Source organism: Aeribacillus sp. FSL K6-1121 (assembly GCF_038003725.1).
Classification (GTDB): domain Bacteria; phylum Bacillota; class Bacilli; order Bacillales; family Aeribacillaceae; genus Aeribacillus; species Aeribacillus composti.
In genome coordinates this window covers 1415573-1435570 of the sequence record NZ_JBBOPS010000001.1, presented here as the reverse complement: position 1 = coordinate 1435570, position 19998 = coordinate 1415573, and the positions used below count along the sequence as shown (strand labels likewise).

The following is a 19998-nucleotide window of genomic DNA, read 5'->3' as shown; positions in this document are numbered from 1 at the left end:
TGGGAATTTTTATGCATAAAATCATCGCAGTCACGATTCTTGCAGCTTTGATGCTTGCCGGATGCTCAATGCCATTTGATAAGCTTCCCTTTTTTCATGGAAGCGACTATGTTGAAGAGAATGAACCGCAAGCAAAAACAGTAGAAAACAAAGAACTCGTCCAAACAACGGAAAAAACCGTCCAAACAGAACAAATTGATCCGGAATTTTTGCTTGAGGAGCAATATTTTAATGTCGTACAAACGGTTAACGGTCAACCCGTTATTCAAAATCCTGACAATATTTTAGTTCTTGTCAATAAAGATTTTTTCCTTCCTGTCGACTATAAACCAAATGATTTGACAGTGCCAAACATACAGTTTTCATTCGGGGACGCGGATGTTCCGAAGCGTTATTTGCGCAAGGAAGCAGCTGCGGCACTTGAACAGCTTTTTGCAGCTGCGAAAAAAGACGGCGTGATTCTTTTCGGAGCCTCAGGCTTTCGTTCGTACGATCGGCAGGTTGAGCTGTTTGAAGCAGAAAAAAAACAAAAAGGGGAGCAAAAAGCAGTTCAAGCAGTAGCAAAACCTGGTCAAAGTGAGCATCAGACAGGGTTATCTATTGATGTGACGAGTGAAAGTGTAGATTTTCAAATTACTGAAAAATTTGGGGAAACGAAGGAAGGAAAATGGCTTCAACAAAACGCCCATAAATTTGGCTATATTATCCGCTATCCGAAAGGGAAAGAAGCGATCACAAAATATAAGTATGAGCCTTGGCATATTCGCTACGTTGGAAAGAAAGCTGCAAAAGTCATATATGAAAATAATTTAACACTTGAAGAATATTTCCAAAAAGTAAAGAAAATTTAACCGAAGCTCTCCCGCTGAAGCGGGATTGATTTTTTCATAAACAAGAGATGAAGGATGAAAGAGCGTTGATTTAACGTTTTGACTTGCCATTTCTTTGCCGACAGAAACACATAGATCGTTTGACGATATTGTAATTGTCGGACATAATGAAATGGATGGATTAAAGGGGGAGTTGTGTTGTATATTAAAAAACGAAATTTTTTCATCGCTATTGTACTGACGGTCATAATAACTTGCGGTTTTACGCTCACATTACTCAACTTTACGTCAGCATCTGAAAAAGAAAATGATAGTTTTGAGAAGCTTTATTCAGCATATGATACGTTAAAGCAAGAATATTATAAAAAAATAGATGATGAAAAATTGGTAGAAGGTGCTGTCAAAGGGATGGTAGAATCTCTCGACGACCCGTATACGTCATATATGGATTTGAAAGAATCAGAAGGATTTGAAGAAAATATATCTTCAAGCTTTGAAGGAATCGGTGCAGAAGTAACAGAGACGAACGGCTATATCATGATCGTCTCGCCGATAAAAGGCTCGCCCGCCGAGAAAGCAGGGTTGAAACCGAGAGATAAAATTTTAAAAGTTGACAATAAAAGTGTTGAAGGAATGTCTGTGAATGAAGCGGTATCTCTTATTCGTGGCGAAAAAGGAACGAAAGTAAGCCTTGAAATTGAACGGGATGGCGTCGGCACGCTGACCTTTACGATTACAAGAGATACGATTCCGATTGAAACAGTTTATAGTGAAGTTGTAGAAAATAAAATTGGAAAAATACAAATCACAAAATTTTCCGAGAACACTGGAAAAGAATTGGCAGATGCATTGACAGAGCTGAAGGAGAAAAAAGTAAAAGGAATTGTCCTCGATTTAAGACAAAATCCTGGGGGATTGATGGACCAAGCCATAACGATGTCAAATATGTTTGTTGATAAAGGCAAAAAGATTTTGCAAGTTGAAGCAAAAGACGGATCAAAGGATATTTATAAAGCGGAAAATCAACCAATCGTTGATGTTCCGGTCGTAGTCATCACAGATAATGGAACAGCCAGCGCAGCCGAAATTATGGCCGCGGCTTTGAACGAATCGGAGGGAATTCCGATTGTAGGAGAAAAAACGTTCGGAAAAGGAACCGTTCAAAGCGCTAAAACGTTTGAAGACGGTTCGTCGATGAAATATACGATTGCCAAATGGCTGACACCTTCAGGCAAATGGATTCACGAAAAAGGAATAGAACCTCAATATAAAGTGACTTTGCCTGAATATGCTCATTTACCATATTTAAATCCTGAAAAAACGTTGCAGGAAGGCGACGTTTCAACAGAAGTGAAAACAGCTGAGAAAATGCTTCAAGCTTTAGGCTATAAAACAGATGTGGACGGATATTTTGATAAGGCATTAAAAAATACTGTTGTTGCTTTCCAAAGAGACCATCAATTAAAACAAACGGGGAAAATCTCACAAGATACGACAATCAAACTGATGGATTTAGTAAGAGAAAAAATTGAAAAAAATGATACCCAAATGAAAAAAGCAATTGAAGTATTGAAATCGAAGATGGAATAAAATTGACAGCAGCGGCTTGGTCTTCCGGCCGCCTTCTTTATTTTCAGATTTGTTCAAGCATATTGTTGACATTGAAAGGACTTTATTTAAGGAAAGTCCTGTTGCAAAAGCTTTACTTAACTGATTTTTTCTATACGATAAAGCAAGAGGGAATGATTGCTAATACAACTAAGGCATCCAAATATATGTAAAGTGATCGCAAATAAAAAAGGGCAAGTGACAAATATTTTGCTTTTAAATTCTTGCCTACCTTCTCCACTTTTCATTTCATTTTAAAAAATTTAATAATCATAGACCTCCCTATCGTTCTGCCATTTTCATTTCATTTTTGTTGAGCTTTCATATAATGCGGCGAACGTTCGCTTCGATATTTTTGAATGGTGTTAAGAAAAGGGATTAAAGTAAAATGCGGAATCGGATTTGTCTGCATTTCATCTTCAGTTTCAGGAATATGTTGAAGATCCCTTTTGGCAGTGCGGAGTTTATCCATACGAAAATTGGATGAGTGGAGGCTGGTTAACAAAACCGGCCTCATTTTACTCAGATGGGAAAAGATCAATTTCCGTATAATGATGATCTTTTAATTTCACGAATTTAATTTCAAGAATTCCGTCAGAAAATACGGCTTTTGTCCCTTTTCTTTTCACAGGTGCAGGAAATACAAATTTTTTTTGTTGATTTTTTTCCGGATAATTCATAAGATGCAAATGGTGTTGGTTATGTTGGATTTTTATCATTTTTTTTAAATCATCATTCATCGGAAGTTTAATATAGATAAATTCATCTGTCTCATAAAATTCAGGTGAAGGAGGAGCTTCTTTATGATTCATAATAGGAAAAGGACTGGTGAATGGGAATTGCTCCGTATAGTGTGAACCAAACGCTTGCTTCATTACTTCCTGAATATATTGTTCAACATGTCCGGCATTCATGTTTTTCCAAAGATTCATTGCTCACACATCCCTCTTCGACCCTAATTGTTACATTGTAATATATGACTGCTGCGGAAAGATCGTTCAAAACAATTTCTTGGAAAAAGCGATCGAAACAGAATATAATGTGTGATATGGGAAGGAAGATGATCTAGCATGAGATCAGGAATCATGTATATTAGTCTATCTTATATTTTATGGGGGATATTCCCTATTTATTGGAAAGTATTAGATCATGTGTCATCTGAGGAAATTTTGGCTCATCGAATCATATGGTCTTTTGTTTTTGTGTTGCTGTTGCTTTTGTTCCAAAAACGATTTGCTGATTTTTTATATGAGTGCACAAAAATCGTTAAATCACCCAAGATTTTGTTAACGTTGGCTCTTTCATCCTTCTTAATCAGCGCCAATTGGTTTGTTTATATTTGGGCGGTGAATCATGACCGTGTACTTGAGACAAGTCTTGGTTATTACATAAATCCATTGGTGAGCGTACTATTAGGAATGATCTTTTTGCATGAAAAATTAAACAAAGGGCAGCAGACCGCGTTTTTGTTTGCGGCTTTCGGAGTGCTCATATCAACTGTCCATTATGGCCATGTCCCGTGGACATCGCTTATTCTTGCGAGTACATTCGGGTTTTATGGACTGGCTAAAAAAGTGATAAAATTAGATTCTGCTTTTGGTCTGGCGCTTGAAACGTTTGTTGTGTTTCCAATTGGAATCATTTATGTGCTATACTTAGAATCGTTAGGAAGCAGTGTTTTTTTTGAATGGGATGCATCGACCAACTTTCTTCTAATGGGAACAGGCGTTATTACGGCGATCCCTTTATTGCTGTTTGCGAAAGGTACGCCTAAAATTCCGATGTATTTTCTCGGAGTCTTGCAATATATTGCGCCAACGATCACTTTTTTTCTCGGCGTTTTTCTTTACCACGAGCCGTTTACTGTTGTAGAATTGATCACCTTTGTTTGCATTTGGACAGGCATCATCATTTTTACAATGAGTGAACCTTCTTTCAAAACGATATGGAAGACTAGACTCTCAAAGTAACCTCATGCAAGCAGGTTCCTCGAGGTGAATAAATGTGAATGATAACGAACTTCTTCATGCATACAGAAAACTTTGGTCAAACCGAACTCTTTCAGTAGGGTCAGATGAGAAAAAAACGTTGGAAGAGGCGATTAAAAAAGAACTCCTCGATGAAATGACTCACCCTAGAGTAAGAAAAAGTCCAGATAAAAAATTACTAGATGCGCTGAAACGCATTATAGCAGCCGACATTTCACCGGAAGAGAAGCTTGAATTAATCAGCAAGCATATGGAGATGTATGAGAAAATCTTAACAAAATAAAGAAGGTGGAAGCTTTGAAACCGATTGATCCGATAAGGGTTCAAAAAATCATTGATTCTTTTTTACATAAAGAGGTGTATATTCATCTTGAAACGACAACCGGTGCTTATACTTCACACCACAATCAAAACAGCATGACTATTGTCGCGTTTGTCCGAAATGCAAAAATTACATTTTCACAAGGTAAAATAAAAGGAACAGGACCATACCGTGTCGGATTAAAAACAGAGGAAGGCTGGGTGTATGCTGAAGGTCTTACCGATTATACCGTTGATGAACAAAATCGCCTTCTCATGGCCGGCCACGATCGAGATGGAAAACTTGCCATTGCATTACAAATTAGTGAAACTCCATTTTCTTAAAAAGGAGAGAGGAATAAATGGAAGAGAGGTTATTAGTGATCCTGCCTCATCCCGACGATGAATCGTTCGGAGCAGCAGGACTGATCGCTTTAAAACGGAAAGCAAACGTACCTGTCACGTATGCTTGCTGCACTTTAGGCGAAATGGGCCGCAGCATGGGAAAGCCTTTAATCGCCAATAGGGAGACATTAAAAGATATTCGAAAAAAAGAATTGGAGCAGGTCGCAAAAATTTTAAATATAAACGATTTACGAATGCTCGGCTATAGGGATAAAACATTGGAATTTGAAGATGAAGAAAAATTGGCAGACCACTTTGAACAGATCATCCGGGAAGTCAAACCGACCCTTCTTGTCACGTTTTATCCTGGTTATGCTGTTCATCCAGATCACAACGCTTGTGGCGAGGCGGTTATTCGTGCGGTGAAACGCTTGAAAAGGGAGGAGCGTCCAACCGTTTATTGCATAGCTTTTTCAAACGATCGATTTGAACATATAGGCGAGCCGGATGTAGAAATCGATATATCTGAAGTTGCAGATATAAAAATACAGGCATTGAAGGCTCATCGATCGCAAACTTATTCCATCGTAGAAAAAATAGAAGAAGGAGGAAAAGACCTCCCTCAATTTCAACAATTTTTTCATAAAGAAACGTTCTGGATTTACCCATTTGATGATGAAAAATAAACGATCGAATAGGCTGCTTTGAAAATATTTACAATACAGGTCTATCATCCTCTTTTTTGAAAAAATGATGAATTTTATCTTATAATATAGTAAAATATGAAGAAAGTTGTCGATATAATAAGTAAGAAATTTTATTGTACGATAAACGAACATAGGATGTCTCATATGAGGAGGAAAGGCTGTATGAAGAAAAAAGTGTTGGGATTAACGACATCCGCGGTTCTTGGATCTTCGGTTTTCGCAGGAGTCGCTTCCGCTGAAACGATTCGAGTAGAAGCCGGGGATACTCTTTGGGGAATCTCGCAAAGATATAATACTACTGTTGTAAAGTTAAAAGAAGCAAATAGACTTACAAGCGATACAATATACATAGGTCAGGTTTTAAATATTCCTTCAGAAGCATCGTCTTCTCCGAAAGCGAAAGTAACTACTAATAATCAAACAGAGGCGGCTCCTAAACAAACTGGTTCGACATATACAGTGAAAAAAGGTGATACGTTATGGGGCATTGCCAAAAACAACGGAACGTCTGTCAGCGAATTAAAAAGGCTGAACGGATTAACCAGCGATTTAATTTATCCTGGCCAAGTGTTAAAACTATCTGGATCCAGCCAAGCTGTATCTAGCGAAAAGGTTAGCGCCAAAGAACCGGTGCAGGCGCCCAAACAAACCTCACAAACTTCAAATAAAGCAAGTTCACAAAATACATATACCGTCCAAAAAGGCGACTCTCTATGGAAAATTGCTGTAAAATTTAAATTAACCGTCAATCAATTAAAAGCTGCGAATAACCTTTCATCTGACGTTATTTACCCCGGCCAAGTATTGAAGCTGTCAGGCTCTTCAGCCGATAGTGCACGTCAAGTGAATTCCGGTACAAAAACGAATTCTGATTCATCTACTCAAAACGGCAAAGTTTTAGTAATGATTCGAGAAGCCAAAAAATTAGTTGGAGTTCCGTACAGATGGGGCGGAAATACGCCATCTGGTTTTGACTGCAGCGGATTTGTTTACTATGTATTAAACAAAGTGACATCCGTTTCTCGGTTAAGTACAGCCGGTTATTGGAACATGATGAAACCAGTAAGTTCACCAGATGTCGGAGACTTTGTATATTTTTCAACATATAAAGAAGGTCCTTCCCACATGGGAATCTATCTTGGAAATGGGGATTTCATTCATGCCGGATCAAGTGGCGTGCAAATATCGAATTTAAACCAAAAATATTGGAACGATCGATATTTAGGAGCCAGATCTTATTTTTAAAATTATATTTTGCGAGAATGAGAAACATGAAGCAATCAGCCAACAAACGGCTGATTGCTTTTTTAATCGGAAGAATGATAGAATCGTCTAATTTGCCGATACATCCATCTTACTGGAGATTTTGTATATGTATGAAATTTAGGGTTGTTAAAAATGTTTCGACATTATTGACAAGAAATACAATTGTATATAAAAATTTATATTTTGCAACGAATTCAGCAAATGATATGGAATAATTTTTAGAAAATAAGGCATACTCTGTTGATCTGAAGGAGGTGCTATAGGTATTGATTAGGAGCACGGTCATACAGGATATTACAGATATTGTAAATCTGTTCGGTGGGACGGACTCTACCATGTAAATATATTCAATTAATATCTACTAACATGAGGTGAAGAAGCTATTGGAAGTTAGTGAAATTTAAAGAAAACGTGAGAATTTTGAAGAAAATTAAAGTTTATAGAGGGAGGGTGAAATGATCCAAACACTATTTTATTATTATGCTTTTAGGCTGAGAAGTGATATCCAAGCTGTAAAGAATGCTTTACTTCCCCCTAAAACATCGGTCTGCTTGAGGGTCAAATCAATCGCTTGCAAATAATAAAACGAGTGACTTGCGGACGAACTGGATTATTTTTGTTAGAGAAACAGGTGCTTTATCGATTGTGATAACTATTGCGAAATAACAAATATAAACTTGTTTTCAACCCTTACTCGTTTTCATAAAAAATTTCGTAAGAACCATATTTAAAATCATTTCTAAACAAAAGATCGAAGTCATCACGAGAAACCATGTCTTCTATCTACAACAATCATCTGGTAGACCGATTGATCATCCCTTGAAAGCAATGGTTGGATTTTAAAAAATTCTATACGAAAAAATCTTGTCTCAATCGAGGTGCAAATAGATATTGTTTTTGCACAAAAATTGTTTTATAATCATTATGGAATTAAATAAATAGCATCCTCATTCACCCGATGAGGTAGAGGTTGCGGCTTTTATGAGTACTGCGAACGAGATGCAGAGAACATTGAAGACTTCGCTGGAAAGGGAAAGCCGCCGAAGTTCGCACATTTCTCTGGATGTGCGGACTGGGGTTGCCACCGAACAGGGGCAGCACTGTCACGGTTTGCCTGAAGAAAAGCAGCCGTGGAGCGCTATCTTCACGGAAGGGTTGATACGGGTAATGTTTGTATTGCCGCCGAATCACCTTCGGCGGCTTTTTTGGTGCGCCCAGCATGGGTGTAATCTCTAGGGTGAAAGTCCCGAGCTGCAAAGGCAGAAGAGCAGTTAGCTTAACAGAAGGGGATGGTGCGGCTATTTTGCCTTGGCAGATACGCCAAGTAAGTTCAAAGAATTTGGCGAATGGATCAGACGAAGACTTCGAATGTGTTTATGGAAAGAGTGGAAAACGCCGAAAACAAAAATTCGGAAACTCAGAGGATTAAGTGTTCAAACGCATAAGCCATTCGAGTGGGGTAATACGCAAGAAATACTGTCGGATTGCCTGCAGTCCCATTCTACACAAAACCCTCGACAACTCCTACTGGAGTCGACAAGGGTTAAGAAGTCTATTCGAAAGATATCAATTTCTGCGTCATCTTAATTGAACCGCCGTATACTGAACGGTACGTACGGTGGTGTGAGAGGTCGGGGGTTAGTCACCCACTCCTACTCGATTATCACCCGGCTCCTTTCCATGACAAAGAAAAAAGGAGCGATGAAAACAATGGAAAGCGTTATTAAAAAGAAGGAAACAGCTACGACCGCCCATTCTTCGCCTAACCAGCTTCGACGCAAGCTAAAAACAAGGCATTTAACGATGATTTCTCTTGGTGGGACGATTGGCACTGGATTGTTTTTAGCCAGCGGTGGAGCAATTCATACTGCTGGGCCGGGCGGAGCGCTGGTAGCGTATATTGCAATTGGTATAATGGTGTATTTTTTGATGACCAGTCTTGCAGAAATGGCAGCTTATATGCCAGTTACTGGAACGTTTAGTACGTATGCAACTAAGTTTGTCGATCCTGCGCTCGGATTTGCTCTAGGATGGAATTACTGGTACAACTGGGCCATTACGATTGCCGCAGAGCTCTCTGCTGTGACTATAATTATGAAATTTTGGTTTCCTGATAGTCCTTCACTTTTATGGAGCGCTTTATGCTTAGTAATTATGTTTCTGCTTAATTATTTATCCGTAAAAGGATTTGGCGAAGCAGAATATTGGTTTTCGCTCATTAAAGTAATAACAGTCATTATTTTTCTTATTGTCAGCTTTTTAATAATTGTAGGTATTATGGGTGGTGAAGCGGTTGGATTTAAAAACTTCACCATCGGCGACGCTCCATTCCATGGTGGTTTCATGGCGACTCTCGGCATTTTTATGGCGGCGGGTTTTTCTTTCCAAGGAACAGAGCTGCTTGGAGTTGCAGCAGGTGAAAGCGAGGATCCGAAGCGTAACATTCCTCGCGCCATTCGGCAAGTATTTTGGCGCATTTTGCTATTTTATATATTGGCTATTTTAGCAATCGGACTTCTTATTCCATATACGAATGAAAATCTAGCGAATAGCGATGTTACGGTCAGCCCGTTTACTCTCGTTTTTGACAAAGCTGGCATTGCGTTCGCTGCATCCGTTATGAATGCTGTCATTTTAACAGCGGTTTTATCAGCTGGAAACTCTGGTATGTATGCGTCTACTCGGATGCTTTGGGGGCTAGCAAAAGAGGGGAAAGCGCCAAAATTTCTGGCTAAGTTGAATCGCCGGGGAGTCCCTGTTAATGCATTACTGGTTACTGCTTCATTAGGAACGCTTGCTTTCTTGGCTTCGTTTTTTGGGGATGGGATCGTCTATGTATGGTTATTAAATGCTTCTGGTATGTCGGGGTTCATTGCATGGCTTGGCATTGCAATCAGTCACTATCGTTTCCGCAAAGCGTATGTTGCGCAAGGGAGAGATCTCCGTGATCTTCCTTACAAAGCAAAATGGTTTCCATTCGGACCGCTGTTTGCTCTGGTACTTTGCGCGGTCGTCATTTTGGGACAGAACTACAGGGCCTTCATGGGAGAATCAATCGACTGGTACGGTATTCTCGTTTCTTACATTGGATTGCCATTGTTTTTAGCAGTTTGGTTTGGCTATAAAATCGTGAAAAAGACAAAGGTCGTTCCTCTCGATGAATGTGAATTAGACTAAAAAGCCGCTTGAAAAGACGCATTAGTATCCAAAATCTGCACGTTCGGTGTTCAATGGATTTTGTATGCCATCACAACGACGAAAACGCTCGTATGGTGCAGGACAAGTGTAAACGAATGATGGTCCAATCAGAAAAGCCGCTCTTTCTTGATACGGAGCGGCGTTCATCAGTTAAAGGGAAAGCTTCATCTTTTCCATCAAATGATTTGTTCTTTTTATTCCGATTAATTAAGATTGTCTGTTCAGAGCTCCCAACATCCAGAGATGGGGGAATGGCGGAAGGGCGTCCATCATCTTCCTTTCATTTGGTAAGATAGAAAATCCATTCCTCCCTATATATATGTAACTTGACATGTTAACATCTGCATGGATATGTAGCTTGGACCGTTTTTCGACGGTCTGAAAATAGGTGTCTTTCTTAATGTTGCCAAAATGTTAAATGATACATTTGAATTACAAGATCTATATATATAAAATTTTAACTAAGCTACTAGTATGCGAAAGTTGAGTTCAATATAAATAAATTTCTATATAATTTATTGATTTATAGGGGCTGTCTAATAAGTCGATTTTTGGGCTTATAGACGCCCCTTTAACTTTTTTTAAAACGTTGATATATTCATGCTTATGATTTGATGGATTTTGACTTTCTGGACAATCCCAGTAGTACAAACCACGTCTATGGTTTGTGCTGTCTGTAAAAATTACAATATTTTAAATTCAAAAGAATCTTAAAAATTAATGTGTTAAAAAAGGATATGATATAGTTATGTAGTGAAACAATATAAAAAAGAACGTGATGATTAGAAAGGAAATTTTTATGATGTCTTTAGAGCTTCATTTGCCAAAAGAAATAATAAATGTAATTGAATCTCGCAAAAAGCGGGTGCATTCTGATCAAGATCAAAGATTAATTGGACAAGGCGGTTTTTTGTCTGACGATCCAATCATTTTGTATGATGCGTTGGTGGCATTGGCCCTTGGAAAGAATGTTTTGTTAAAAGGACCGACCGGTGCTGGGAAAACGAAACTTGCTGAAACGCTGTCATCATTTTTTTCTCAGCCGATGCACAGCATTAACTGTTCAGTTGATCTTGATGCCGAAGCATTGCTTGGATATAAAACGATTGTCAATTCCAGCAATCAAACAGCCATTGAGTTTGTCGAAGGACCTGTTATTCAGGCGATGAAAAAAGGGCATTTTTTATATATAGATGAAATCAATATGGCGAAACCTGAGACATTGCCAATTTTAAATGGGGTGCTAGATTACCGGAGGCGGATCACGAATCCATTTACACAAGAGGTAGTGACGGCGAAAGAGGGATTTGGTGTCATCGCAGCTATTAACGAAGGGTATGTAGGGACGGTTCCGTTAAACGAAGCGTTGAAAAACCGATTCGTCGTGATTGATGTTCCATATGTACAAAATGAAAAGTTAAAACAAGTGCTCACTGAGCAGTCTTCTTTAAAAGATGAAAAGCTGATAGAAAAGTTTCTCACATTATCCAGCGACATTATTACACAAGTAAAAATTGGGAAGGTTTCGGAAGAAGCAGCTTCCATCCGGGCTTTGATCGATGCCTGCGATTTGTCGGTTTATTTGCCCCCTTTAAGAGCGATTGAACGGGCCATTGCAGCAAAATTGGATGATGAGCTGGAAAAAAGAGCGATCATGAACATTGCAGAAACCGTTTTTGAGTGAGGGAAATCCGATGCATTATATAAAATTTAATGATGAAATCATAGATTCAATGTTAATGATGGAGCTGTCCGATTTAGCGCAAACATTGACAAAACGAAGAGATATCGATATCGCTTTTGCCGTTCAGTCTTACTTTCATCCAGCAGAACAAAAAATTTATATCAGCCATTTTTGGAATGATCGTGCGGAAGAAGACAAGCTTGCAGGATTTAAATCAGACATTTATTTGCGCGCAATTGGCAGCTATTATTATACGGATTTTCATCAAATTGCTGCATTTCATGATCTCGTTCGGACATTACATCATCAAAAATTTGCAAAACAGCTGTTGATGCTGCTTGAAGATGTCCGGATTGAAGAACTGGTTAAACGCGATCGTCCCGGGACAAAGCGCTATTTCCGCAAGCGACTGAATATTTATAAAAAATATTACCATGATCAGCTGAAAGCAAGTCTTGATCGGGGATTTGCAACCGATGCGCTCTTTGCGGCCCTGTATGAAATGGCTACGGCCACATCACCTGTTTTGAATGTATCAGAAATAAGCGTCCAAATAGATGAATTGCTGCCTTTCGTGAAGGAACAAGTGATGAACGTATACGATGCAAATAGCACGAAAGAAGTTTCCGATATTGTCCTGAAGACGATGAGGCTGTTGGATGAAGTGTTGAAAAAAGATTTGATCCATACTTATTTCATTTTGCCTGATTTATCGGAAAAAGATCTCCATACCTTGACTTTTGACGACATGAAACGAAAAGACCGGCTTCAAAATCAGGATGCACTGGATAATGTAAAAAAGGGCGATGAAGATCTTCATGATGAAAAAATGGCCATATGGCATCGTGAAACATCCACACCGACGAAAAGCTTTTTGCAATTTGATTTAGAACAAGGAACGCAAACGAATTTAATAGATGAACATGCAAGGCAAACTGAGACGGGAGATCAGGCGCTTGTGATTGTGGAAGGTTCAGCTAGACAGACTCAAAACAATTATTATGATGAAGTAAATGCTGATGAAAAGCTGCAAAAAGAAGCAGAGCAAGAAATACAACAACAACTCGGGAAGGAAAACAAGCATGCAAAAGCATATTTCCTGACGGCAAGCATGCCAAAGGAAGCAGAAAAATCTGCGTATGAAAAGGAATTGCAGCAATTGATCGTGTACAAAAAACGTTTGCAGCGGATCATTCAAAAAACGCTTGAACATAAAAAGACATATCCAAAACAAGATGAACATTTTGGCAGATTGAATAAAAAGCTGTTGCGTCTATGGACGGATGAAAACCCGAAGCTTTTTTTCAAAAAAAGGAATCCTGCGAATGATCTTGACGAGGTGTTTACACTGCTCGTCGACTGCTCTGCATCCATGCACGACAAAATGGAAGAAACAAAACGAGGCATCATTTTGTTTCATGAAACGTTAAAGTCCGTTCGGGTTCCACATCAAATTGTCGGTTTTTGGGAAGACTCGGCAAACAGTACAGAAAACAACCAGCCGAACTATTTCAAAAAAGTAATCAACTTCGAAACTTCACTTAGCTCCAGATCAGGACCAGAAATCATGCAGCTTTTGCCTGAAGAAGATAACCGCGACGGTTTTGCGATCCGGCATATGACAAACGAACTGCTTGCAAGAAAAGAGAAGCAAAAATTTCTTCTTGTTTTTTCAGACGGTGAGCCTGCTGCCTACGGATATGATCAAAACGGAATTGTCGATACACATGAAGCCGTAATGAATGCTCGAAAGCACGGTATAGAGGTGCTGAACATATTTTTATCCGCCGGAGCAGTTGAAGAAAGCAAAAGAAAGGTAATGAAAACGATTTATGGAAAACACAGCATCATGGTGCAAAATATCACAGAACTCCCGGACGTCTTGTTCCCGCTTTTGAAAAAATTGCTGCAAAAAACAATCGAATAAACCGCCAAAACATGGCAGAATACAACATGTATTCAAAAAATCAAGAAAATTATTATATAAAGATGCTAATTTTTAAGTAAATACTATTGGTCAATCTGATGAATAGTGTTAAAATAGCGGTGGAAGCGGTTATTTAAAAAAATATAGCTTGCTTCTTGTGGGATGGTGATGAGAATTTAAAAAAATTTTTTGTGGGGAAACAAAGCAGAAGAATTCTAATGATTAGTGATCATTGGGGGTTTTTAAGAAAATGGAAGAAACTTCGTCAAATTTAAAAATCGCATGGCGTGATTTTCACGGACCTAATTTAGGGTATGTCATGGACTTATATGAACAATATTTAGAAGATCCGAATTCTGTTGATGAAGAATTAAGAAACATGTTTGATGCTTGGGGGGCTCCTGAGGCTCTAACTGAACAATCTTATGTAAACTCCTCATCCACTGTAAGCAGAAATTTGTCTTATACGTTTGAAAAGCTGCAAAAAGTAGCAGCTGCTGTAAGGTTTGCAGAGGATATTCGGACATTTGGACATTTGGATGCTTCTATTTATCCTATGGGGATAAAACATAACGAAGAAGATGTTTTGAATGAATCAAGATACGGTCTGACGAAAGAGGACTTAATTGAAATACCGGCCAAATTGTTGAGTCCGTATACTCCTGATCATGTACACAACGGGTACGAAGCGATCCAATATTTAAAAGATGTTTATTCAAAATCGATTGCATTTGAATTTCAGCATGTCCACAATTTTGAAGAGCATGAATGGCTAAACGAAATGGTGGAATCTGGGAAAATTTTCAAAACACTTTCAAAAGAGAAACGCATTTCTCTTTTGAAGCGATTAACAGAAGTTGAAGGATTTGAATCTTTTCTCCATAAAACATTTGTCGGCCAAAAGAGATTCTCCATTGAAGGTGTTGATATGCTCGTTCCGATGCTTGATGAGCTGATTTCTGAAGCTGTGAAAAGCGGAACGACAAATATAAACATCGGAATGGCGCATCGGGGCCGACTAAGCGTGTTGGCTCATGTGTTAGGAAAGCCATTTGAGCTTATTTTCTCTGAGTTCCAGCATGCACCGAACAAAGAATTGGTTCCGTCTGAAGGTTCAATCGGAATCAACTACGGCTGGACCGGAGATGTGAAATATCATTTAGGTGCGGACAGAAAAATTAAAGATCATAATGTTGTTCGTGCACGGCTCACGCTAGCGAACAACCCTAGCCATCTAGAGTTTGTGGATCCGATTGTGGAAGGGTATACACGTGCAGCCCAAGATAATCGTAATGTGCGCGGATATCCTGAACAAGATATTCACAAATCCATGGCTGTGCTGATTCACGGCGATGCAGCATTCCCTGGCGAGGGAGTCGTGGCAGAGACTCTTAACCTTAGTCAGTTAAACGGTTACAAAACCGGAGGAACAATCCACATTATCGCCAATAATATGATTGGATTTACGACGGAAAGCCATGATTCTCGATCAACAAAATATGCCAGCGACCTAGCCAAGGGCTTCGAAATTCCGATCGTTCATGTGAATGCGGATGATCCAGAAGCATGTTTGGCAGCTGTTTATATTGCCATTTTGTATCGCAATAAATTCCATAAAGATTTCTTAATTGATTTAATCGGATACCGCCGTTACGGGCATAACGAAATGGATGAGCCGATGGCGACAAATCCGTTGCTTTATGAAAAAATTAAGAAACATGAAACAATTTGCAAATTATATGCTAAACAGCTTGAAAGCGATGGAATTATTTCTTTAGAAGACGCAAGAAAGTTTGAACAAGAAGTGCAGGATCGGCTGAAAAAAGCATACGATAAAGTTCCAAAAAACGAACACCAAGAAGAGGAAATTCATATTCCAGAAACGGTCAGCCATGGTCTGCCCAAAATCGACACGACTGTGCCGGTGGATGTCCTTGACAAAATTAACAAGGAATTAATTACTTTCCCAGAAGGATTCACCGTTTTTAATAAATTGCAAAAAATTCTAGAACGCAGGGCAAAAGTATATGAAGAAGAAAGAAAAGTAGATTGGTCGCTTGCAGAAGCGTTCGCTTTTGCGACAATCTTGAGAGATGGAACTCCGCTTAGAATTACTGGACAAGATTCGGAACGCGGGACTTTTGCTCATAGACATTTAGTCTTGCACGATGTGAAAACAGGCAAAACCTTCTCGCCGCTGCATCGTTTGTCGGATGTTCAAGCATCGTTTGCGATTCATAACAGCCCGTTGTCTGAAGTTTCTGTATTGGGATTTGAATACGGATATAACGTATTTTCTCCGGAAACGCTTGTTATTTGGGAAGCACAATTCGGTGATTTTGCAAACGTTGCACAAGTCATATTCGATCAATTTATTTCAGCCGGCAGGGCAAAATGGGGACAAAAATCTGGACTCGTCATGTTGCTGCCACATGGATATGAAGGCCAGGGACCGGAACATTCCAGCGGGCGTTTGGAACGGTACTTGACCCTTGCTGCAGAAAACAATTGGACGGTGGCAAATGTAACGACTGCTGCTCAATATTTTCATTTGCTAAGAAGACAAGCAGCGATTTTAACAAAAGAAGAAGTGCGTCCGCTCATCATTATGACGCCAAAAAGCTTGCTGCGTAATCCAAATACGGTTTCCGACGTTACAGAGCTGACTGAAGGTCAATTTCAACCGGTTATTGAGCAGCCTGGTTTAGGTCAAAATAAAGAAAAAGTAAAACGTTTAATTTTGTGCACTGGCAAAATATCGATAGAATTGGCGAATGGTCTGCAAAAATTAGATCAAAAAGATTTTCTTCATATTGTACGGGTGGAGGAAATTTATCCGTTCCCTGAAGAAGAAATTAAAGAGATTATAGAAAGATACCCTAACTTGCAGGAAATCGTCTGGGTGCAAGAAGAGCCGAAGAATATGGGATCGTGGATTTTCACATATCCGCAATTAAAATCTATTGTGGGTGATAAGCTCGCTGTTAAATATATTGGACGTCCAAGACGGTCAAGCCCTGCAGAAGGAGACCCGACAATTCACAAAAAAGAGCAGAGCCGAATCATAACAGAAGCGCTTACATGGAATGAATGAGGAGGAAATTTAAAAAATGGCTGAAATTAAAGTTCCAGAACTAGCAGAATCCATTTTAGAAGGTACAATTTCTCAATGGTTGAAAAAACCTGGCGATAAAATTGAAAAAGGCGAATACATTCTTGAGCTGGAAACCGATAAGGTCAATGTTGAAATTACTGCTGAACATGCTGGTGTTTTAAAAGAAGTATTTAAAAATGAGGGCGATGTTGTCGAAGTTGGCGAAGTCATCGGAATCATCGATGAAGGCGCAAGTGAAGCTCCACAGGCAAGCAGCCCTCAGCCAGAACAAAAAGTAGAAGCCGCTCCAGAGCAAAATCTAGAGGAGCAAACAGTTCAAGTGGAATCGGAAGAACAGTCTGCAGGCAAACCGCGCCCAATCGCAACACCTGCAGCAAGAAAGCTTGCACGTGAAAAAGGAATCGACTTATCGGCCGTGCCGACGGCTGATCCGCTCGGTCGTGTTCGCAAACAAGATATTGCATATTATGAAGCGCCAAAAGCGGAAGAAAAAGCCCCTAATAAACCAAAACCAGAACCGCAAGAAACACAAAAGGCAACGGTTGCAGATCAGAAGCCTGTGGAACGGATCAGAATGTCCCGCAGAAGACAAACCATTGCCAAACGTCTAAAAGAAGTTCAAAATACAGCAGCTATGCTGACAACCTTTAATGAAGTGGATATGACAGCAGTTATGAACATCCGCAAACGGAGAAAAGATCAATTTTTTGAGGAGCATGACGTTCGTTTAGGCTTTATGTCCTTCTTTACAAAAGCAGTTGTCGCAGCCTTGAAAAAATTCCCTCTACTGAATGCGGAAATTCAAGGCGATGAAATTGTGTTGAAAAAATATTATGATATTGGAGTAGCTGTTTCTACAGATGAAGGTTTGGTTGTTCCTGTTGTAAGAGATGCAGATCGTTTAACATTTGCTCAAATCGAGCAAGAAATTGCCGATCTTGCAGCAAAAGCGAGAGCAAATAAACTTGCGCTTTCGGATCTGCAAGGAGGAACATTTACGATAACAAACGGCGGTATTTTCGGATCTTTATTGTCAACACCGATTTTAAATGGACCTCAAGTCGGTATTTTAGGGATGCATAAAATCCAGCTTCGCCCAGTTGCGATTGACGAAGAGCGCATTGAAAACCGTCCGATGATGTATATTGCTTTATCATATGACCACCGTATTATTGACGGAAAAGAAGCTGTCAGCTTCTTGGCAACTGTCAAAAAGCTGTTGGAGGATCCAGAGCAGCTCTTGCTGGAAGGGTAAATCACTAATGAAGGAAGAACGCATTCCGCGTTCTTCTTTTCATATGAAAACGAACGAATGAAGGAGTGGCAAACATGAATCATCTATCATGGAAAAACAAAAAAGCGAATAAAAAAGTTGTATGTTTACATACAAATGCAAAAAAGTATATGGTAAATAATGTATTGACACCTGGACAAACTTATGATGTCTTGAACGAAACGGAAGAGTATTATTTTATTATCGACAATTCCGGAAAAGTAGGCGGATTTTACAAGGAATATTTTGAAGAGGCAAAATAGCTAATCATCCCTTTATTTTTTCTTTCCTTTTTGAGAGGAGGTGTTGTTCGTGTTCGTTTATACTGAAGAGGATATTCGCAACATTGACAATCTGGCAGAAAAAAATGGCCTTTCTTCTATTGTGTTGATGGAAAACGCCGGGCGCTCTTTATTTCAAAAGCTTGTTTCGTATGTAAAAAAAGATGATCGCATTTTAATATTGTCCGGTAAAGGCAACAACGGCGGAGATGGAATTGTTTTGGCCAGATATTTAAAACAAAACGGCTACCATGCCGATCTTTCTTTTCCGCTTGGGGCACCGAAAAGTGAAGCAGCGAAGCATCATTTCGCTTTTTATAAAAACAGCGGTTTTCTCGAAACAGCCGAATATGAACAAAATCATTACCAAGTCATCGTTGACGCTTTGCTGGGGGTCGGTGCAAGGCATCCGCTAAGAGATGATGTGAAAAACATCATTGAATGGATTAATGGACAAAACGCTTTTGTCGTTTCCGTTGATGTTCCTTCAGGAGTTTTATCCGACTCCGGAGAAGCGCCAATAGCGGTTAAAGCAAACGTCACCATCAGCATCCACGGATATAAGCGATCAGCCTTTTTGCTGCCTTCTTCATCTTTTTACGGAAAAAAGGAAGTTGTGTCCATCGGCCTGAAGGAAGAAGGGAAATGGAAGGTCTGGACAGAAAAAGATGTGAAGCAAACATGGCCGAACCATCCGTCTTTTTCCCATAAAGGCACTTTTGGAACAGGCTATTTAATTGCTGGCTCCGACGAAATGCCGGGAAGTGTGCTTCTTGCTGCGAAGGGAGCTATGAGGGCAGGAATTGGCAAGCTTGTGATCGGCACAACACCATTTGTAGCCGGTGCCATCGCCGGGCAAATTCCTGAAGCAACTTATTTTTTTGAAGGTCTTATAAAAGCAGGAGATGGTGAATTCCCGGAAAAGCTGTCAGTATGTGCAATTGGACCAGGTATCGTTCCTGGAGAAGAGACCGAAAAAGCCATTCAATCCATCTTACAAAACGATTGGCCTGTTGTGCTGGATGCCGGTGCGTTACATAAACGCACATATCCGAAAAATAGACAACATCCTATTGTGTTAACACCGCATCCGGGTGAATTTAGCCGTTTAATCGATCAGCCGATCAGCTATATACAAAAGAACAGAATCGAAGCTGCTTCTAAATTTGCCGTTGAAGAAAATGTCATTGTGGTTTTAAAAGGCCAATATACAGTGATTGCATTTCCGGATGGAACAGGAATGATCAATCCAACTGGAAACATTGCTTTGGGCAAAGGCGGAAGCGGAGATGCATTAACGGGAATCATCGCTGCTTTTTTGTCCTATTATGAGAACAAAAAAGCAGCTGTGGCAAATGCAGTCTATTTACACGGTTTATGTGCAGATCTGTTTGTAAAAACGAAAGGTGTAAGATCAATGCTTGCGGGCGATATTCCAGACATTTTGCCGGAAGTGATGAAACGATTCGAATAGCC

The 19998-nt window shown here is 39.5% G+C and carries 15 protein-coding genes, 1 pseudogene and 1 riboswitch; of the genes and pseudogenes, 15 read left to right on the top strand and 1 reads right to left on the bottom strand.

Going from position 1 to position 19998, the window contains the following annotated elements; translation table 11 throughout:
• The first annotated feature begins 11 nt into the window (after positions 1-11).
• Positions 12-851 (top strand): M15 family metallopeptidase, encoded by an 840-nt coding sequence (locus NSQ61_RS07085; protein WP_130157584.1) that lies wholly within the window; start codon positions 12-14, stop codon positions 849-851.
• A 183-nt stretch (positions 852-1034) separates the two neighbouring features.
• Entirely contained in the window at positions 1035-2420 is a 1386-nt protein-coding gene (locus NSQ61_RS07080; protein ID WP_066250343.1) for a S41 family peptidase, read from the top strand.
• A gap of 536 nt (positions 2421-2956) precedes the next feature.
• On the opposite strand, the gene NSQ61_RS07075 is transcribed toward NSQ61_RS07080, so the two are convergent.
• On the bottom strand, positions 2957-3370 hold the full coding sequence (locus tag NSQ61_RS07075) for an Hsp20/alpha crystallin family protein (protein WP_063389698.1): 414 nt from the start codon (positions 3368-3370) through the stop codon (positions 2957-2959).
• A 138-nt stretch (positions 3371-3508) separates the two neighbouring features.
• Between NSQ61_RS07075 and rarD the strand changes: the two genes are divergently transcribed.
• The 13 genes and pseudogenes from rarD to NSQ61_RS07010 all read left to right on the top strand — a co-directional run bounded on the left by rarD (position 3509) and on the right by NSQ61_RS07010 (position 19996).
• A complete protein-coding gene (gene rarD, locus NSQ61_RS07070) occupies positions 3509-4408 on the top strand; it encodes an EamA family transporter RarD (protein ID WP_063389699.1) in 900 nt (299 codons plus the stop codon).
• Between the two features lie 34 nt (positions 4409-4442).
• Positions 4443-4709 (top strand): hypothetical protein, encoded by a 267-nt coding sequence (locus NSQ61_RS07065; protein ID WP_063389700.1) that lies wholly within the window; start codon positions 4443-4445, stop codon positions 4707-4709.
• 14 nt (positions 4710-4723) lie between these two features.
• Positions 4724-5071, top strand: a complete 348-nt coding sequence (locus NSQ61_RS07060; RefSeq protein ID WP_063389701.1) for a YojF family protein — start codon at positions 4724-4726, stop codon at positions 5069-5071.
• A 17-nt stretch (positions 5072-5088) separates the two neighbouring features.
• Positions 5089-5757 (top strand): bacillithiol biosynthesis deacetylase BshB2, encoded by a 669-nt coding sequence (gene bshB2 / locus NSQ61_RS07055; protein WP_063389702.1) that lies wholly within the window; start codon positions 5089-5091, stop codon positions 5755-5757.
• Between the two features lie 183 nt (positions 5758-5940).
• Complete coding sequence (locus NSQ61_RS07050; protein WP_340806489.1) at positions 5941-7023, top strand: C40 family peptidase; 1083 nt, start codon at positions 5941-5943, stop codon at positions 7021-7023.
• Positions 7024-8000: 977 nt separating this feature from the next.
• A riboswitch (Lysine riboswitch) is annotated at positions 8001-8193 on the top strand.
• Positions 8194-8331: 138 nt separating this feature from the next.
• Positions 8332-8635 (top strand): annotated as a pseudogene (locus NSQ61_RS07045) (group II intron maturase-specific domain-containing protein); the annotation flags it as partial.
• Positions 8636-8754: 119 nt separating this feature from the next.
• Positions 8755-10221: an amino acid permease gene (locus tag NSQ61_RS07040; RefSeq protein ID WP_063389705.1), complete on the top strand. Its 1467-nt coding sequence runs from the start codon at positions 8755-8757 to the stop codon at positions 10219-10221.
• A gap of 799 nt (positions 10222-11020) precedes the next feature.
• Positions 11021-11926, top strand: coding sequence for an AAA family ATPase (locus NSQ61_RS07035; protein WP_445659447.1), 906 nt, complete (start codon positions 11021-11023; stop codon positions 11924-11926).
• Between the two features lie 10 nt (positions 11927-11936).
• Positions 11937-13853, top strand: a complete 1917-nt coding sequence (locus tag NSQ61_RS07030) for a vWA domain-containing protein (protein ID WP_340806483.1) — start codon at positions 11937-11939, stop codon at positions 13851-13853.
• Between the two features lie 250 nt (positions 13854-14103).
• Positions 14104-16947 (top strand): 2-oxoglutarate dehydrogenase E1 component, encoded by a 2844-nt coding sequence (gene sucA / locus NSQ61_RS07025; RefSeq protein WP_063389707.1) that lies wholly within the window; start codon positions 14104-14106, stop codon positions 16945-16947.
• 16 nt (positions 16948-16963) lie between these two features.
• Positions 16964-18223: a 2-oxoglutarate dehydrogenase complex dihydrolipoyllysine-residue succinyltransferase gene (gene odhB, locus NSQ61_RS07020; protein WP_130157576.1), complete on the top strand. Its 1260-nt coding sequence runs from the start codon at positions 16964-16966 to the stop codon at positions 18221-18223.
• Positions 18224-18297: 74 nt separating this feature from the next.
• Positions 18298-18504, top strand: coding sequence for a DUF6501 family protein (locus NSQ61_RS07015; RefSeq protein WP_063389709.1), 207 nt, complete (start codon positions 18298-18300; stop codon positions 18502-18504).
• A 49-nt stretch (positions 18505-18553) separates the two neighbouring features.
• Entirely contained in the window at positions 18554-19996 is a 1443-nt protein-coding gene (locus tag NSQ61_RS07010) for an NAD(P)H-hydrate dehydratase (RefSeq protein WP_311067247.1), read from the top strand.
• Positions 19997-19998: the final 2 nt, after the last annotated feature.

Bases quoted from the DNA above. Each gene is read 5' to 3' on its own strand.
- NSQ61_RS07085 (WP_130157584.1), top strand. From the start codon at position 12: ATGCATAAAATCATCGCAGTCACGATTCTTGCAGCTTTGATGCTTGCC.
- NSQ61_RS07075 (WP_063389698.1), bottom strand. From the start codon at position 3,370: ATGAATCTTTGGAAAAACATGAATGCCGGACATGTTGAACAATATATT.
- rarD (WP_063389699.1), top strand. From the start codon at position 3,509: ATGAGATCAGGAATCATGTATATTAGTCTATCTTATATTTTATGGGGG.
- bshB2 (WP_063389702.1), top strand. From the start codon at position 5,089: ATGGAAGAGAGGTTATTAGTGATCCTGCCTCATCCCGACGATGAATCG.
- NSQ61_RS07050 (WP_340806489.1), top strand. From the start codon at position 5,941: ATGAAGAAAAAAGTGTTGGGATTAACGACATCCGCGGTTCTTGGATCT.
- NSQ61_RS07040 (WP_063389705.1), top strand. From the start codon at position 8,755: ATGGAAAGCGTTATTAAAAAGAAGGAAACAGCTACGACCGCCCATTCT.
- NSQ61_RS07035 (WP_445659447.1), top strand. From the start codon at position 11,021: ATGATTAGAAAGGAAATTTTTATGATGTCTTTAGAGCTTCATTTGCCA.
- NSQ61_RS07030 (WP_340806483.1), top strand. From the start codon at position 11,937: ATGCATTATATAAAATTTAATGATGAAATCATAGATTCAATGTTAATG.
- sucA (WP_063389707.1), top strand. From the start codon at position 14,104: ATGGAAGAAACTTCGTCAAATTTAAAAATCGCATGGCGTGATTTTCAC.
- odhB (WP_130157576.1), top strand. From the start codon at position 16,964: ATGGCTGAAATTAAAGTTCCAGAACTAGCAGAATCCATTTTAGAAGGT.
- NSQ61_RS07015 (WP_063389709.1), top strand. From the start codon at position 18,298: ATGAATCATCTATCATGGAAAAACAAAAAAGCGAATAAAAAAGTTGTA.